The sequence below is a fragment of the Ruminococcus bromii genome (genome assembly GCF_002834225.1).
GTDB classification, from domain to species: domain Bacteria; phylum Bacillota; class Clostridia; order Oscillospirales; family Acutalibacteraceae; genus Ruminococcoides; species Ruminococcoides bromii.
In genome coordinates this window covers 136,991-154,250 of record NZ_NNSR01000072.1, presented here as the reverse complement: position 1 = coordinate 154,250, position 17,260 = coordinate 136,991, and the positions used below count along the sequence as shown (strand labels likewise).

Annotated in this window: 14 protein-coding genes; 3 read left to right on the top strand and 11 right to left on the bottom strand. The window is 44.0% G+C overall.

The genetic code is table 11. From position 1 onward, the window contains the following. From RBATCC27255_RS08770 to RBATCC27255_RS08750, 5 genes are all read right to left on the bottom strand, one after another. Nucleotides 1-3,427: InlB B-repeat-containing protein (locus tag RBATCC27255_RS08770; RefSeq protein ID WP_147639997.1), on the bottom strand; the 3,427-nt coding region annotated here is incomplete at its 3' end. A 25-nt stretch (nucleotides 3,428-3,452) separates the two neighbouring features. Continuing rightward, nucleotides 3,453-5,408 carry a collagen-like domain-containing protein gene (locus tag RBATCC27255_RS08765; RefSeq protein ID WP_101029635.1) on the bottom strand — a complete coding sequence of 652 codons (1,956 nt, stop codon included), beginning with the start codon at nucleotides 5,406-5,408 and terminating at the stop codon, nucleotides 3,453-3,455. After that, nucleotides 5,405-6,007 carry a TetR/AcrR family transcriptional regulator gene (locus tag RBATCC27255_RS08760; protein ID WP_101029634.1) on the bottom strand — a complete coding sequence of 201 codons (603 nt, stop codon included), beginning with the start codon at nucleotides 6,005-6,007 and terminating at the stop codon, nucleotides 5,405-5,407. Before RBATCC27255_RS08760 ends, RBATCC27255_RS08765 begins: the two co-directional genes overlap by 4 nt. A gap of 99 nt (nucleotides 6,008-6,106) precedes the next feature. Beyond that, nucleotides 6,107-7,249, bottom strand: coding sequence for a sensor histidine kinase (locus RBATCC27255_RS08755; protein ID WP_101029633.1), 1,143 nt, complete (start codon nucleotides 7,247-7,249; stop codon nucleotides 6,107-6,109). After that, on the bottom strand, nucleotides 7,246-7,923 hold the full coding sequence (locus RBATCC27255_RS08750; protein WP_101029632.1) for a response regulator transcription factor: 678 nt from the start codon (nucleotides 7,921-7,923) through the stop codon (nucleotides 7,246-7,248). The genes RBATCC27255_RS08755 and RBATCC27255_RS08750 overlap by 4 nt, the downstream gene beginning before the upstream one ends. A gap of 153 nt (nucleotides 7,924-8,076) precedes the next feature. Between RBATCC27255_RS08750 and RBATCC27255_RS10680 the strand changes: the two genes are divergently transcribed. The 3 genes from RBATCC27255_RS10680 to RBATCC27255_RS08735 are packed head-to-tail and all read left to right on the top strand — an operon-like array spanning nucleotide 8,077 to nucleotide 10,161. Beyond that, entirely contained in the window at nucleotides 8,077-8,223 is a 147-nt protein-coding gene (locus RBATCC27255_RS10680; RefSeq protein WP_242987895.1) for a CD1871A family CXXC motif-containing protein, read from the top strand. After that, the gene (locus RBATCC27255_RS08740) at nucleotides 8,216-9,190 is read left to right on the top strand and encodes a 4Fe-4S binding protein (protein ID WP_101029631.1); all 975 of its coding nucleotides are present in this window, start codon (nucleotides 8,216-8,218) and stop codon (nucleotides 9,188-9,190) included. The genes RBATCC27255_RS10680 and RBATCC27255_RS08740 overlap by 8 nt, the downstream gene beginning before the upstream one ends. A gap of 5 nt (nucleotides 9,191-9,195) precedes the next feature. After that, a complete protein-coding gene (locus tag RBATCC27255_RS08735) occupies nucleotides 9,196-10,161 on the top strand; it encodes a TlpA family protein disulfide reductase (RefSeq protein ID WP_101029630.1) in 966 nt (321 codons plus the stop codon). A gap of 230 nt (nucleotides 10,162-10,391) precedes the next feature. Here the strand turns inward: RBATCC27255_RS08735 and RBATCC27255_RS08730 are convergent, their stop codons facing one another. The 6 genes from RBATCC27255_RS08730 to clpX form a co-directional block, all read right to left on the bottom strand. Beyond that, nucleotides 10,392-10,562: a hypothetical protein gene (locus RBATCC27255_RS08730; RefSeq protein ID WP_242958627.1), complete on the bottom strand. Its 171-nt coding sequence runs from the start codon at nucleotides 10,560-10,562 to the stop codon at nucleotides 10,392-10,394. Between the two features lie 161 nt (nucleotides 10,563-10,723). Then, on the bottom strand, nucleotides 10,724-11,416 hold the full coding sequence (locus RBATCC27255_RS08725) for a YoaK family protein (RefSeq protein ID WP_337553788.1): 693 nt from the start codon (nucleotides 11,414-11,416) through the stop codon (nucleotides 10,724-10,726). Between the two features lie 94 nt (nucleotides 11,417-11,510). Further along, the gene (lysA, locus tag RBATCC27255_RS08720) at nucleotides 11,511-12,809 is read right to left on the bottom strand and encodes a diaminopimelate decarboxylase (RefSeq protein ID WP_101029629.1); all 1,299 of its coding nucleotides are present in this window, start codon (nucleotides 12,807-12,809) and stop codon (nucleotides 11,511-11,513) included. 5 nt (nucleotides 12,810-12,814) lie between these two features. Continuing rightward, nucleotides 12,815-13,417, bottom strand: a complete 603-nt coding sequence (yihA, locus tag RBATCC27255_RS08715) for a ribosome biogenesis GTP-binding protein YihA/YsxC (RefSeq protein WP_101029628.1) — start codon at nucleotides 13,415-13,417, stop codon at nucleotides 12,815-12,817. Nucleotides 13,418-13,430: 13 nt separating this feature from the next. Beyond that, nucleotides 13,431-15,842, bottom strand: a complete 2,412-nt coding sequence (gene lon / locus RBATCC27255_RS08710) for an endopeptidase La (RefSeq protein WP_101029627.1) — start codon at nucleotides 15,840-15,842, stop codon at nucleotides 13,431-13,433. Between the two features lie 64 nt (nucleotides 15,843-15,906). Beyond that, nucleotides 15,907-17,250, bottom strand: coding sequence for an ATP-dependent Clp protease ATP-binding subunit ClpX (clpX, locus tag RBATCC27255_RS08705; RefSeq protein WP_436799447.1), 1,344 nt, complete (start codon nucleotides 17,248-17,250; stop codon nucleotides 15,907-15,909). Nucleotides 17,251-17,260 lie beyond the last annotated feature (10 nt).

Here is a 17,260-nt window from a genome sequence, read left to right as displayed (position 1 = left end):
TTGTGTACTGATTGATTTCCCATTGTGCTTTAACCGTTATATTCTCCGACGGCATGGTTTCGGGAATTTCCTTATCCCAACCCTTAAAGGTATAACCTTTTCTTGTCGGATTGTCAGGGGCGGTAATTTCCGTACCGTAATCCTGTGTAATTGGTGCAATCTCACTTCCGCCGTTGGTATCAAAGGTTATTGTGTACTGATTGATTTCCCATTGTGCTTTAACCGTTATATTCTCCGCAGGCATGGTTTCGGGGATTTCCTTATCCCATCCCTTAAAGGTATAACCTTTTCTTGTCGGGTTGTCAGGGGCGGTAATTTCCGTACCGTAATCCTGAGTAATGGGTGCAATTTCACTTCCGCCGTTGGTATCAAAGGTTATTGTGTATTTATTCGTATTCCACACGGGATAGAGCGTCAGTGCCTCGTTTTTGGTATAAATATCTTTAAAGTCATATACCTTTTCGCCTCCGTCAACGGTTGACCAGCCTACTTGCGTGTAGCCCACGCGGGTGAACAAAGCGCCGCGCAGGGTAAGAATATTGTTGTGGGGTTTCATATCCGTCACCGCACTGCCGGCGCCGTATGTGCCGGGGAGGTAAATCACCTCATAGTCTCCAGTGATCGAAAGCATGGAAACATCGGCAGGTACGGTATCGCCGGGTTTATAGCAGTTCCCATTTTCATCCGACCAATACAGCTGCGCGTCTTCCGAAATGCCGTCCGGGCGGGGCAGTCCCTCGGCAGAGGGTGCAGTGAAGCTCTCGCCATTTTTCACGATGATTTGAATATCCTCGGAGCTATTACCCAGCGTTCCGCCGCCAAGGTCAAGGGTAACGACCTTCAGTCCGTCAGAGCCCAGTGTATCAGGGTTCAGGACTTCAAGGACGGGGCGGAAGCCGAAGGTCGAGTAAGAAGTATTGTAGCTGGTCCAGAAACGGGTCGAACGTTTCCACCCGCGAACCGCACGGAACGACGCCGAAATTCTTATAGTAGTATCTTGTCCACACGAAAGCATCTCCCTCCAGTTTTTGATATATCCGTCGTCCTTATCCAGTATCTTATCCCATTCGTTGCTTTTGGGCGTGCCGCGTTCTGAATCACCTGAGCCTGTATAACTACTTCCCACAGACGGCGCACGCAGCGTATAGTCCACGCCGCCTGCGGCATAGTCCTTGCCGAAAATCAGACCTGCGGTATTCAGGTTATCCCAGCTTACCGTATGCGTTACGGCATAGTCCGCCACAAACAGGCTGTGGGGATATTTATTCTTCTGAGCATACTCCTCGGTGGTTGCCGTTTCCGATGTGAGCCTATAAGCGTTGACCGTACCCACATAGGTAAAAGGCACATAATGCAGGGTGCTGTCCGGCAGATTGCTGTTTGCCGTGCCGGGAATATCCATCGCCGACAGGTCAAAATAGTATCTGCCGCCGGGGGTAAGGGAAAACTGTTCTGATAAAACAAACTGCGCCGTGAGCTTGGTAACGTCCGCCGGAACACTGCCGCCGGGTTCGTAGGAATTGCCATTGCCGTCAAGCCACATAAAATAATTATCGGTATCTCCGCCCGGGCGGGTCAGACCGTCAGATGCAGGAGCGGTGAAGCTTTCGCCGCTTTTCACGATGATTTGAATATCCTCGGAGCTATTACCCAGCTTGCCACCGTTTAAGTCGAGGGTAACGACCTTCAGCCCGTCAGAGCTCAGTGTGTCAGGGTTCAGGACTTCAAGGACAGGGCGGAAACCGACGAGCGGGAGGGAGTCCGTAGCATCGTCGTCGTTCCAGCGTCGGCCCGAATCGTACCCGCGAACCGCACGGAGCGACGAGTTGTATCTTGTTGTGTCCTGCCCCCACGAATATATGCCATTCCAGTTTTTGATGTAGCTGCTGTCCTTGTTCAGTATCCTGTCCCATTCGTTGCTTTGGGGCACGCCGCGTTGGGAATCGTCTAAACCCGTACAGTCACTTCCCACAGACGGTGTGCGCAGGGTATAGTCCACGCCGCCGCTGGCATAATTTTTGCCGAAAATCAGACCTGCGGTATTCAGGTCATCCCAGCTTACCGTATGCGTTACGGCATAGTCCGCAATGAATAGGCTGTGGGGATATTTATTCTTCTGAGCATACTCCTCGGTGGTTGCCATTTCCGATGTGAGCTTATAAGCGTTGACCGTGCCCACATAGGTAAAAGGCACATAATGAAGTGTGCTGTCAGGCAAATTGCTGTTTACCGTTCCGGGGATGTTCATCGCCGACAGATCAAAATAGTATCTGCCTCCAGGGGCGAGGGTAAACTGTTCGTCAGGCTGACTTTCCACCGTCAGCGTGACATCCGCAAAAGCACTTGCAAGGTCGGTCTTGCAGTCACCGTTATACTGCTCGCTGAATACCTTCATGGTATAGTCGCCCGGTGCAATGTCAGACGGGATTTTGATTTCAACCGTTCCGCTTTCGGCAGTAGGTTGTGCTACTCTGCCGTAATACTGTGCGCCGTTGTTATCCGCCAGGATGACAGAGATATATTCATTTTTCCCTGTGGTCGCCCCTTTGTAATTCAGCGTAACGGTATCGTCGGGGGCGGCGCTGACAGTTTTTTCCGTCACGGCAAAATTGCGTCTACTATCTAAAAGCGTCAGCTTCCACTCGTTTCCGCTGTATTCGGGAATCGGGGTCAGCCCTCCGTCAGGCTTTCCGCCCACAGCGGCAGATGCAAAAAGGACAGAGTTCATATTTAATTTAAAAGCGGGACGAACAGTCCGATGATTATTGAAAATGAGGATAGTGTGCCCAGAGTATTGGACAGAACCATCACTAGTCACGACGGCGAGATGATATTTATTGGAGCCGGGGGAGCGCAGCCACCAAGCGGTTGTCACCCAATTCGGATGTGCAGGCTCCAAGGCACGCAGATCGTTGTTTACCGCAAACGCTTCCGCTGTGGAAAGCGGCCAGAATACAGCGTTATCCACCTGCCCTCCCGCTACACAGTCGGTATTCTCTCCGTCGTAACTTCCGCTTGTAAGCGCCCGTTTCTTTACGGCAGCATTTTCTTCTGTCGTCAGCTTTGCTGCAAGCGCATCTATCGCGGTTTTCAAATTACTCGGTGCGTATTCGTTGTTTAATATGGTATCGACAAATGGTATAACTCCCATAGCGCCTGCCGCAAGCAGGGTAATATCCCCCTGTGAGCTTGTAACACCGCTTCCGTCATAGCCGATAACTCGCCATGCAGCGGGATTATTTTCATGGTTTTGCCCGAAATACACGGTCGGTGCGCTCGCTGTGTTTACAGTTTTATTCAGTGCGTCTGTGCCAAGCTGTATCGCAGCAGAGCCCCCTGCCCCAACCTCCTCGGCAAATACGCTTATCGGCATAAGGCAGAACAGCATACAAATTGTGAGCAGGATACTAAGTATTCGTTTTTTCATTTTTCGCCACCTCCGTTATATAAATTTAATCAAGAGCAGTTATTGTAATAGTACCTCTGAAGCCACCGAGATAAGTATTATATGCCGAATTTTCAAACCACAACTGCAATGTAATGTCTTTATTTGACGCATCATACATTCTGTTGAAATTAAAGGAATGTTGATCATTGGTATACGGTATTTTTGCCCCGTCTCTTTTTATTCGTGTAAGCTCCCTGCACAGATCGTCATCATAACCGTCTGTCATCTGAATAGAGTAATTGCCGCTGTTGTTAAATTCGTTTGAACCAACTTCGAGAGAACCGCTTAAGCAGACATTGTAAATATGTCCTTTTTTGAGGGTAATATTATTCCTGTAGGATGAAATCAAGCCGCCCTTGTTTATTTTTTCGTAGACAGAAATATTGACACGACTGTTATTCAGTACTGTCCTCGGAGCGTTTGCCTCTCCGTAAAAATATCCCGAACAGCTGCCGTTCTGACCTGCGTCACCTTTGTCGCCTTTATCTCCTTTGTCACCCTTTTCGCCTTTTTCACCGATGTCTCCTTTGTCTCCTTTTTCACCGTCAACTCCTGTGGCTTTCACTCCCGTATCGGTCGTTCCAATCCACCAGTTGCCGTTTTCACCGATGAACGGGGTGTTGCCGTCTTTGCCGTCAGAACCGTTTTGTCCGTTTGTTCCATCCTTACCATCGGCACCGTCCTTGCCGTCAACACCATCTTTACCGTCAACACCGTCTTTGCCGTTTATACCATCCTTACCGTCTGCGCCGTCAAGACCTTTCAAAATTGAAAGATCATAAAGGTTAAGCCATATTTCATCGCCGACATAACGCCACTGTAGGTTATTTTCATTTACACGGAACTCAGGTGTTTTTCCGTTTGCTCCGTCCTTACCGTTCTGTCCGGCATCTCCTTTATCTCCCTTGTCACCTTTTTCACCGTCAACACCTGCGGCTTTCACGCCAATGTCGGTCACTCCGAGCCACCAGTTGCCGTTTTCACCGATGAACGGTGTATCACCGTTTTTGCCGTCAATACCATCGACACCGTTCTTTCCGTCGATTCCGTCTTTTCCGTCAAGACCTTTCAAATTTGAAAGGTCGTAAAGATTTAGCCATATTTCGTCACTGACATAACGCCATTGAAGATTGTTTTCATTTACACGGAACTCCGGTGTTTTTCCGTTTGCTCCGTCTTTACCGTTCTGCCCTGTGGGTCCCTTTATATCGGAAATGGCAACAAGGTTTTGCCAGTCTTCTCCCTCATAGCGCCACTGTATATATTCTGTTGTTCTTTGTACCTCTATGTTTTTGCCGTCAATGCCGTCTTTACCGTCAGTACCGTTTATTCCGTCAGTACCGTCTTTTCCGTCAACGCCGTTTTTACCGTCAATACCGTCTTTTCCGTCAGTACCGTTTTTACCGTCAGTACCGTCTTTGCCGTCAGTGCCGTTCTTTCCGTCAGCACCGTTTTTGCCATCAAGACCGTTTTTTCCGTCAATACCGTCTTTTCCATTAGTACCGTCTTTGCCGTCAATGCCGTTTTTACCGTCAATGCCATCTTTGCCGTTAAGACCGTTCTTTCCGTCAGTACCATCTTTGCCGTTAAGACCGTTCTTTCCGTCAGTACCATCTTTGCCGTTAAGACCGTCTTTGCCGTTAAGACCGTCTTTTCCGTCAATGCCATTTTTGCCGTCAGTACCGTCTTTGCCGTTAAGACCGTCTTTACCGTCAGTGCCGTTTATTCCGTCCTTGCCGTTTTCTCCGACAGCACCTCTGAGCGTGTTAAGAGCTACAAGATCGTGCCATTCCTCTTCGGCGGCATCTCTCCATTGGATTGCTGTGCCGTTATTTCGCACCTCCGGCAACAGGGTTTTGCTATTTTCCGCCTTGCTGCATACGGCAGCAAATGCAATGCAAAGTACGATGCAAAGCACAAGACAGAGTGCGGTGGTAATACAGTATATTCGTTTTTTCATTTATCATTGCCTCCTTTCAAATATTGTGAACGGTATTTATCAGTAAACAGGGCAACACCCTGTTTTAAGACCTCCATTTGGGTTTTTAAATAATATTCATCCTCAAACATAGCATAATGTACACAGGCACGGACAAATATAAAAATCAGCGGTGTAATCACCGTGTACGGAATGCCGATTTTCGGCTCAAGCCGCTTGGCATACTCGGTATAGCGCTCATTCACCCCCTCAAAAAATTTCTTGCCGTGCTCAATATATTTCGGATGGGTATAGACCTGATACATAAGCCGATATTTCTTGCCGTGCTTCTTTGCGGTCCAATACGGAACCTCTTTCACAAATCGAACAACATCCTTCGGGTCGGTGGGAGCTTTTTCCATAAAATCATCCTCGACCTTTTCCATACAGTATGCAGTTGATTCAATAATCAGTTCATCAACACTGTTGAAATAGGAATACAGATTTCCCGTTGTACAGCCGCACGCTGCCGCCAAAGCCTTGATGCCCGTACCTGTCAGCCCATTTTCAGCATAGCATTCAAAGCATTTTTCCATCATTTCACGCTTACGCTCGTTGTGCTGTTCCTCTGTTGTTCTCATAATGTTCGCTTCCTTTTGATAACTAATCAATTAATTAATTATAGTATAGCACAGAGCTGCGGCAATTTCAACAATTAACTAATAAAAAATCGCAAAATATTAATTTTTTATCACATCTGTCGGAAACTTTACTGCTATAGCAGTACCATTTTCCGAACTTTCTTCCACACGAACTTTACCATTGTGCAGTGCAACGATTTCCCACACCAAAGAAAGTCCCAATCCTACGCCGCCGTATTCTCTGCTTCGGGATTTATCCACACGAAAGAAGGGCTGAAAAATACTTTCTCTGTATTGTTCGGGGATGCCGTAGCCGGTATCCGCAACCGTAATAACAAGCTGATTGTCTTTGTGCATTACGGTAATATTCACTGTACCGTTAAAACGGTTGTAGCGTATAGCGTTTTCGGTCAGATTATATAATAAACGGTAAATCAGCGTGTCACTGCCTGTCATAACAGCGTCTCCCGTGCTTTCAAGTGTAACGTTGTTTTTCTCTGCAAGGGGCGCAAGGTCAGTGAAAATCTCTTCTACCATAGGTCCTATCTCTATGCGGTCGGCACACGATACTGTGCGCAGCTCGCTCATTTCCAACAGGGTTTTTGTCATTTGCGTCATTCGTTCTGTCTGCTCACGCAACAATCGGAGAAACTCCGCCGTTTCCGGCAATACCTCGGGATGCTCTGCCGAAAAAAGTTCAAGCTGTGCCTGCATAAGCGAAAGCGGCGTGCGCAACTCATGTGCGGCGTTTCCCGTGAACTGTCGTTGAGCGGTAAATCCCTCATCAAGACGGTCAAGCATCCGATTGAACGACTTGACAAACTGTCTCAGTTCAGGCGGAACTTCTTCGGTTATCTTCATATCCGTCAAATTGTTAGGTTGAACCTTTTCAACCCGAGCGGTAAAAGTACGCAGAGGCTTCAGTGCATGCCCGCTTAAAAAATACGCAAGCACACCGCCTAACAATGTTGCCGCCGCCGTAATATACCAATTGGTAGCGATAAAGGATTCCTGTGCTCCGTTAATTACAATAGTCAATTCACGATCAAGCTTTTCGTGTTCGGGATCGAAAAAGTCAGGTTCTCCTTTGTCCGTATCACCGTAACCTGTAACATAAGAGCCTATGGAATCCATATAATGGCTGCCGGAATAGCCGATAAGAACATTCATAAAAATACAGGTGGCTCCGATAAGAAGTGCAGTCATCAGAGTTATGCGCCATTGCAAGGATAGCTTTTTCATACTTTTTCTTCCTCCATAACATATCCTTCACCAATGCGATTGCGAATCGGGTCATAGCCGAGTACCGCACGCAGTTTCTTTCGTAATGCAGAAATATGTACTCTTATTGAATTGCTGAAATTGTCAACACTGTTATCCCAAACATGGTCGAGCAGTTCTTCCTGACTGACGGGGCGACCTTGATTAAGAAGTAAATATTCAAGTATTCCGATTTCTTTTCGGGTAAGTGACAGCTCCTGACCGTCAGCAACGGCAACACGGGCTTTGGTGTCAAAAGCAACCTTTCCACAGTTCAAAACAACATTGTTTTGTGTAAACCGACGGCGAGTCAGACTGCGTATTCTTGCCTCAAGCTCCTCCAAATGAAAAGGCTTTGTCAGGTAATCGTTTGCTCCGGCATCCAGCCCCTCCACCTTGTCGGCAACCTCACAGCGTGCCGAAAGAATTAACACTCCGGTATCTCTGTCGGTTTGTCGCAGAGTTCGCAGTACCGTCATCCCGTCTGCACCGGGTAAATTCAGATCAAGTAAAACAAGATCGTACTTTTCTATTCCGAGCAACTCATTTGCTTTGTTTCCGTCATAACAAAAATCAACGCTGTATGCCAATCTTTTAAGGCTGCGAACAATTGTCTCGCACAGTGCACGCTCGTCTTCAATTACTAAAATACGCATAGAAACTCTCCTTGTTGTGTTTTCATATTTCTTTGATAATTTAATTATACATTATATCGCTCAGACATAAAGTTTTTGTTAAGTTTTCGTTCTTAACAGGGATTTTACATCCTCTGTGCTACAATGAGAGCACAAAAGAAAGGAGTGACCGAATTGACTCGAAAGAAAAAAGCCGTATTTCAGATCGTACTGATTATCTGCGGAATTATGATGCTGTGTTACGGAGCTCTGCGTGGAGAGGCAGAAACCGTGTTAAGCAAGGCAATCCGGCTGTGTTTGGAGTGTGTGGGAATTGGATAACAAAGAACCGAAGAAAAAAAGAGGCGGTGTATCGCAGTTTCTCTCACGCTTTCGATGGCTTATTCAAGCAGGAGCAACTTTGCTGAGTAATATTCATCTGCCGAATTTATTGAAGGGCAGAATTTATCAAGGCAAAGGAAAGGCTGTTTGCGTTCCGGGACTGAATTGCTATTCCTGCCCTGCGGCATCGGGTGCATGCCCAATCGGCTCGTTTCAGGCCGTAGTGGGTTCGTCAAAATTCAGTTTTTCATATTATATCACAGGATTCCTCATATTGATAGGAGTTCTGCTCGGGCGTTTTATCTGCGGCTTTTTGTGTCCGTTCGGATGGCTTCAGGAACTGTTACATAAGATACCGACAAAAAAGCTTTCCACTAAAAAGCTGAAGCCGCTGACATACATAAAATATGCAGTTTTGCTTTTTGCTGTAGGTTTGCTGCCAATGCTCATTACAAACGATGTGGGTATGGGAGATCCTTTTTTCTGTAAGTATCTTTGTCCTCAAGGAGTACTCGAGGGGGCAATCCCTCTTGCCGCCGTCGATTCGGGAATCCGTGCCGCGCTGGGTACGCTCTTTTCATGGAAGCTAGGCATATTGATTACGGTAATCGTACTGAGTGTACTTTTCTACAGACCGTTCTGCAAGTGGCTGTGTCCTCTCGGTGCATTTTATGCATTGCTTAACAAGGTGTCGCTTTTCGGAATGAAAGTAGACAAACACAAATGCATTTCCTGCGGAAAGTGTGCCAAAGTATGCAAGATGGATGTAGATGTAACCAAAACTCCCGACCACACCGAATGCATACGCTGTGGTAAGTGTATCCGTGCCTGTCCTGCCAAGGCGGTCAGCTTTCGCTACGGCTTTGGCAAAGGAAAAGAAAATGATTGTCCCGCTGAAAAAGCGGAAACAGCAAAACAAAAAATTGAAACAGAAATTGAAACAGAAATTGAAACAGAAAAGGAGTAAACACCATGAAAACAACAAAAATTTTAACCTTACTGACTGCCTTGATGATGTTGTTAAGCTTTGCCGCCTGTGGCACAAACAAAGGCAATACGACGAATACTACCGCAAATAAGAAAAGTGAAACGGCTATGCTGACAGCTGTGAATCCAAACACAAAAGACGAGGCCGCCGACCTGCATCAAAAACTGATGGCACAGGAAAATGCTATTCTTTCCGAAAACAGCGAACTTTGGGAAAAGGTATTTATTTCAGCCGATAAGGGTATGGCGATGATTGAGGACGGCGGAAACTACGGTGATTTTCTTCTGAAAACGATTGACGGTATCAAGGATCAGTTCAGTGCAGATGAGTTGAAGCTGCTTAATGAAAGCGCCGAAGAGATTAAGAAAATTGAAGGAAAGCTGACGATTTTGGAACAAAAATTTCCCGGATGCGGACAAAAACCGTCTGATGGAGATATGAGCGTTCCGGCGGAAAACGGTAAGCCCATCGAAAAGGATAATCTGAAGAAATTCCCGACATTTGACGGCAAGGATCTTGACGGAAACGAAGTTAAGAGCAGTATGCTTTTTGCAAAAAATACCGTTACTGTAGTAAACTTCTGGTTTACCACCTGCAATCCCTGCGTGGAAGAACTTGCCGACCTGGAAGCTCTGAATAAACAGCTTGCAAAAAAAGGCGGAGCAGTAGTCGGAATCAATTCATTTACACTTGACGGTGACAAAACGGCTATCTCTGACGCAAAGAATATTCTGGCAAAAAAGGGTGTGACCTACAAAAACATTTGGTTTGATTCAAAAAGTAAAGCCGGAGAATTCACATCCGGATTGTACTCCTACCCCACAACTTATGTTGTTGATAAAAACGGTAATATTGTAGGAGAGCCGATTGTCGGTGCAATAACCTCCGAAAAGCAGTCTGAAAAGCTGCAAAAGTTGATTGATCAGGCAATTGCAAACAGCAAGAACTGATGTGTACCTGTCCCGACAAAGTATCAATAATGCATATTTTCAGGTTCTGTAAATTTTACATATAGATTCCAACAAATATGCCAATAATTAAGCCCATATAATTTTTCGTACAACAAAACCTCCCGCAACGGATTTTACTCTGTGCAGGAGGTTTATTCTTATTTCGATATTTTATATTTCATCATTATATCTCTATAAAAATTTTTACATAGCTGTAAAGCTGTTTATCATCACAATAAATTTGTATTCTGTTCAAGCATTAAAATTCCCGTTGTACAGCCGCACGCTGCCGCCAAAGCCTTGATGCCCGTACCGGTCAATCCGTTTTCAGCATAGCATTCAAAGCATTTTTCCATCATTTCCCTCTTACGCTCGTTGTGCTGTTCCTCTGTTGTCCTCATAAAGTTCGCTTCCTTTTATTAACTAATCAATCAATTAATTATAGTATAGCATAGAGCTACGGCAAATTCAATAACTTACTCAGAAAAATACAGATAAATTTTAAAAACACAGCCGCCAATTACTCAGTGAGCATTGACGGCTGTGTTGTATATAAATTTATTTATTGAATTTTTTCCTTGAACATCATCAGAAAGCTTACAAGAAGCAGTCCGCATGAAATCCAGATTATATGCATTCCAAACGATAACGAAAGATTTCCGCCCAAACCTGCACCAAGGGCAAAGAAAAATATTACTCCGAAATAATACATTGCCTGTCTGAGCTGTTCCGGCTTTCTATCGTGTATAAAACCCGACAAAGCTGCCGTACCGCTTCTCAAATTGCCTATGCACATTGTGCTTGCATAAGAATATCCTCTGACCTTTCTGAAGGTCTGTACCTGCATTGCACAGGAGAAGGATACAATTACCGCCGCAATAGTATTCATACTCTTCGGCATAAAACCGACTGCAAATAATATGAGAATTTCAAACAAAAGTATCCCCTGCCGCCAATGTATCTTTTTTGAATACTTGAACTTTTTCTGTATCAAATCAGCAACAAGAACACCTAACGCAAACGCAAGAATAGGAAAAAGATATTTAAGTCCCTCTTCCCACTTTCCTGTCATAAAATTTGTACTCATAAGCACAACGTTACCCGTCTGTGCATTTGCAAATACTCCGTCACGGGTAAAATATGTATACGCATCCTGAAATCCGCCTGATAACGCAAGAAATATGCAATTCCTAAATGCCTCAGACATCTGTCGTGTCGGCTCAAGTTCCTTAAAAAAACTTCTTATCCTAAACACAATACTCAACTCCGAACCTATGTGCTAATCTACGCAACACAACACCGAACACAATTCAGCGGCTCGGTGATGCACAATAATTAAAATTCAATTATCAGATATCGTTCTTCACTATATCCTCGTAGCTTTCACGCTTAACAACAATCCTTGCCTTGCCGTCTTTAACCATTACGATTGCAGGACGAGGGATTCTGTTGTAATTTGATGCCATAGAATAGTTGTAAGCACCTGTTGAAAGAACAGCAAGTGTATCGCCTACTTCAACCTTAGCAACCTTTGTATGCTCCTGAACGAGGTCGCCGCTCTCGCAACACTTACCTGCTACCGTTACGATTTCATCAGGCTCTTTGTCAGCCTTACCTGCATTTACTACGGTATAAGCAGACTGATAAAGTGCATATCTGATGTTATCTGTCATACCACCGTCAACGGATACATATGTTCTTACATTAGGAATTTCCTTTTTTCCGCCAACTTTGTAGAGCGTAATACCTGCTTCGCCGACAATTGAACGACCCGGCTCAATAAAGATATACGGAACAGGAAGTCCGTGTTCCTTAGCCTTTGCCTTAACAGCCTCAGAAACCTTTTCCATATAGTTTTCGTAAGGAACAGGTTCATCATCCTTTGTGTACATAATACCGAATCCGCCGCCGAGGTTAAGCTCTGAAATAACGATTCCGAGTTCATCGTGAATCTTGCCCATAAAGTCAAGCATAATTTCAGCAGCAGTGACAAACGGATCAATATCAAAAATCTGTGAACCGATGTGGCAATGAAGTTCCGTAAGATTTACATTATCATACATCTGTGCCTTTTTAACTGCCTCAAAAGCTTCGCCTGTTTCAAGAGCAAAACCAAATTTTGAATCAATCTGACCTGTTCTGATAAAGTTATGAGTATGAGCATCTACACCGGGCTTGATTCTGAAAGAAATATTAGCTTTCTTACCCATTTCGCCGCAAATTTCATTGAGGAGTTCAAGTTCGTAAAGATTATCAACAACGAACTTTCCTACATTAGATTCAAGTGCAAATCTGATTTCATCAGCAGTTTTATTGTTTCCGTGGAAGTGAACCTTTTCCATCGGAAAGCCTGCCTGTACGGCTGTATAAATCTCACCGCCTGATACTACATCAAGACCGAGTCCCTCTTCCTTTGCAATTCTGCAAAGTTCCTTACAGGAAAGAGCCTTACTTGCATACAACGGCATACCGTTACCGTGGTAATACTTTTCAAAGGACTTCACATAAGCCTTGCACACATTTCTGATTGTTGTTTCGTCAAGAACATATAAGGGTGTACCAAATTCTTTGGCAAGTTCGAGTGTATCGCAACCGCCGATTGTAAGATGACCCTCATTGTTCACATTAAGACATTCGCTAACGAACATTTTACTCATACCTCCGTATTTTTAAAATTTGCTATTGAAGCTTCTATAAGTTTCCTTATCTCATCATTTCCTAAGCCTGTCTGTGCAGAAAACGGTATCAGCGGAACATGTTCAATTGTACTGAAAATTTCCTTGTAATACTCAATCTGCTTTTCAAACGCAGTTTTTTTGAGTTTATCGCTCTTTGTGAGAACTGCGGCAAAGTTAAATCCGCCTCTGTAAAGAAAGTCTATCATATGCAAGTCATCGTCAGTAGGAGGATGACGCAAATCAAGAATCTGAATAACGAGCGGACGCTGTCTGTCCTGTGCAAAATAGCCTTCCACAAGCTTCGCCCATCTGTCTTTTTCTGCTTTTGATACCTTTGCATAACCGTAGCCCGGCAAATCAACCATACGAAACTCTTTAAGCTTATAAAAATTGATAGTAGCCGTTTTACCCGGCTGAGCACTTACCCTTGCAAGGGCTTTTCTCTGAACAAGTTTATTGATAAGAGAGGATTTTCCTACATTTGAATGACCTGAAAATACAATTTCAGGCATATCGGATTCAGGCAGCTGATCAACACGACCTGCCGCAAATTCAAAAGCGACCTCATTAAAATTCATAAAATCCCCTCCCTCACTGTTTAACTATATTTGCCGTTTTGGAAGCAGAACGAACAGCCGACATATCAATTCCGTTCCATTGGTTATCGGTAATTCTCACGGTATTGTTTACCGCAATTGCAACCGCTTCCGAAAAATTGCGAACAGGAATAAACTTCACCTTGTCAAAAACAGTCTTATCAACATCTTCAAGGTCGGGTTCGTTATCCTTTGGAATGATTACGGTTGTTATTCCGTTTTTAAAAGCAGCCATACTTTTTTCTTTTAAACCGCCTATGGGAAGAATATTACCTCTGAGAGTAATTTCACCTGTCATAGCCACATCGTGTCTTACAGGCTTTAAGGTTAAAGCCGAGTATATTGCAGTAGCCATTGTGATGCCGGCAGACGGTCCGTCCTTGGGAACGGCACCCTCGGGAGCATGAATGTGAATATCCTTATTCTTGTAAAAATCCGAATCAATTCCTAAGGCTGACGCATGACTTCTTATGCAGGTAACAGCCGCTTTAGCTGACTCCTGCATAACATCACCGAGAGAACCTGTAAGTTCAAGCTTACCTGTTCCTTCCATAACAGCAACTTCAATCGGTAAAATTTCACCGCCGACAGAAGTCCATGCAAGACCGTTTACAATTCCGATTTCATCTGTTTTCGCAAGCGAATCCGGAATAAACTTTTTATGTCCTAAAAGCCTTTCTATCTCTTTTTCATCAATCTTAAATATTTCCGTACCCTCTGTAAGCTTTACTACGGCACACTTTCTCATAACCGAAGCAATAAGTCTTTCAAGAGTTCTTACGCCTGCTTCTCTTGTATAAAAATCAATTAAAGCGTATACTGCCTTCTGAGTAAATTTAAGCTCCTTTGAAGTAAAGCCGCATTCCTCAAGCTGTTTCGGAATGAGATGCTTTTTCGCAATGTGGAACTTTTCCTCTCTTGTATAACTGCTGATTTCTATAATTTCCATTCTGTCACGAAGCGGAGCGGGAATGGTTGAAATATCATTTGCAGTTGTAATAAACATCACATTTGACAAGTCAAACGGAAGCTCAATGTAGTGGTCGACAAACTTATTGTTTTGCTCAATATCAAGCACTTCAAGCAGTGCTGATGTAGGATCGCCCTTATAATCTGCCGCAAGTTTATCTATTTCATCAAGGATGAGAACAGGATTATTAGTACCGGCGTGCTGCAAAGCATTGATAATTCTGCCGGGCATTGAACCGATATATGTCTTTCTGTGACCTCTGATTTCAGCCTCGTCACGAACACCGCCAAGGGCAATTCTCTCACTCTTTCTGCCAATAGCTTTTGCAATTGACTGAGCGATTGAAGTTTTTCCGACTCCGGGAGGTCCTGCAAGACAGATAATCTGTCCCTTTTGCTTTTCGCTCAAGACGCGGACAGCAAGCTGTTCAATGATTCTTTTTTTAACCTTATCAAGTCCATAGTGAGTCTTATCAAGAGCCTTTTGAACTTTAGGTATAACGATTTTGTCTTTAGATGACTTGTTCCACGGTAAGTCAAAAACCGTATCAAGATATGTACGAATTACAGCGGCTTCCTGACTGCCGTAAGGCATCTTGCTGAGCTTTCTGCATTCCTTATATAGTATATCTGCGGATTTTTCGTCGAGATTAAGCTTATCAATTTTATCAGCGTAATTTTCAGCGTCATCCATCGGGGAGTCATCCTCGCCGAGCTCCTCCTCAATCGCCCTTTTCTGCTCACGCAGAAAGTAATCACGCTGATTTTCGTCAATTCTCATTTTTGCCTTCTGAGAAATTTCATCCTCTAATTTTAAGACGAAATTCTCATTGACAAGCACATCAAGGACAGCTTCAAGTCTTTCTGACTCGGGAAAGGTTTCAAGAATCGACTGTTTTACCCTATAATCAAGAATAAGATTAGCAGTTATAAAGTCAGCTAATTCGCCCGGTCTTTTGCAGAGAGCAACCTTAAAAATTATATCCGACGGCATCTTTGGAGAAATTTCAAGATACTTGTCAAATTCATTTTTTACGGTTCTCATAAGAGCCGAATCTCTCGCCGTATAATATTCAGTTTCTTCCTCGTACGGCTTAACCTCTGCAACAAGACATTTTTCATCAAAAACAGGATTGATAATTGTGGCTCTGCACTGACCCTCGATAACAATCCTTGTAGTGTTTTCAGGCTGTTTCAAAACCTGAACTACTTTTGCAATAACACCCGTATTGTATACATCAAAAATGTCCGGATCGTTCATAGCCGCATCCTTCTGAGAGGTAAGAAAAACAAGCTGATCAGCTTTCATTGCTTTATTTATAGCCGTAATACTTTTTTTTCGTCCAACATCAAAATGAATAAGTGATTTTGGAAAAACTACCAACCCTCTTAAAGGAAGAACCGGAAGGGTCAGATTTTTTTGCATATCAAAATCCATTAAAGTTCCTTTCATAAAAGCAAAAAGCTGTATTGTAATTGCAATACAGCTTTAATTCACAATATCAAGACGCTGTGCTGCGCTTCTGACGCTTCTTTGCATCTTTCTGAGTTAATTTTACGGAAGCTGTCGAAGACAACTCCTTTTTGCGAGTGATTTGCGGAGCCGCTCCGTTTTTGATAACATCCTCAGTAATGATAATCTTATCAATTGTAGGATCTGACGGAGCTTCAAACATAAGGTCGGTTAAAATACCTTCCATAATGCCGCGAAGTCCTCTTGCACCGGTGTGCTGATCCTGTGCCTGCTGTGCAATGGCTTTGAGCGCCTCTTCTTCAAAGAGAAGCTCAACACCGTCAAGCTCAAAAAGCTTCTTGTACTGCTGAACAATTGAGTTCTTCGGTACAGTAAGAATCCTGACAAGTGCGTCCGTATCCAGACCGCTCAACGCGGTAATTACAGGCAAACGGCCGATAAGCTCAGGAATAATTCCGTACTTAACAAGGTCATGAGCCGTAACATCCTTCATCCAATCAGTCGAATCAAGCTCCTGCTTTGACTGAACAAGAGATTCAAAGCCGATAACGGAAGAACCCTTACGCTTTTCAACTATCTTTTCAAGGCCGTCAAAAGCACCGCCGCAGATAAAAAGAATATTCTTTGTGTTAATTTGAAGATATTCCTGCTGAGGATGCTTTCTGCCGCCCTGAGGAGGAACATTTGAAACAGTTCCTTCAACAATTTTAAGCAAAGCCTGCTGAACTCCCTCACCGCTTACATCTCGTGTAATAGAGGGGTTTTCGGATTTTCTCGCAATTTTATCAATTTCATCAATGTAAATTATGCCGTGCTCTGCCTTTTCAATATCAAAATCGGCTGCCTGAATGAGTTTTAAGAGAATATTTTCTACATCCTCACCGACATAGCCTGCTTCTGTCAGCGTAGTCGCATCGGCAATTGCAAAAGGCACATCAAGAGCCTTTGCAAGAGTTTGAGCAAGTAATGTTTTGCCTACGCCCGTAGGACCAAGGAGCAGTACATTACTCTTTGCAAAATCTACGCTGTCATCGTTTGAAAAGGCACGCTTATAGTGATTGTAAACAGCAACGCTCAGTGTTACTTTTGCATGATCCTGTCCAATAACATATTCGTCAAGAATAGCTTTGATTTCTTTAGGCTTTAAAAGCTCATCAACAGACAGTACGGGAGTATGAGAATCACCGGGCTTAGAAAGCCTATTCTCATTTTCATGTTCAAGCTCACCTGATTCGCGAAGGATATTCATACATAGCTCAACACACTGGTCACAAATGTAGACACCGTTGCCGGCAATAAGTCTGCCTGCCATTTCCTGCGGTTTTCCGCAGAAAGAGCAATAAATATCTTCGTTATTTTTGTTAGCCATCAGTTTACCTCAC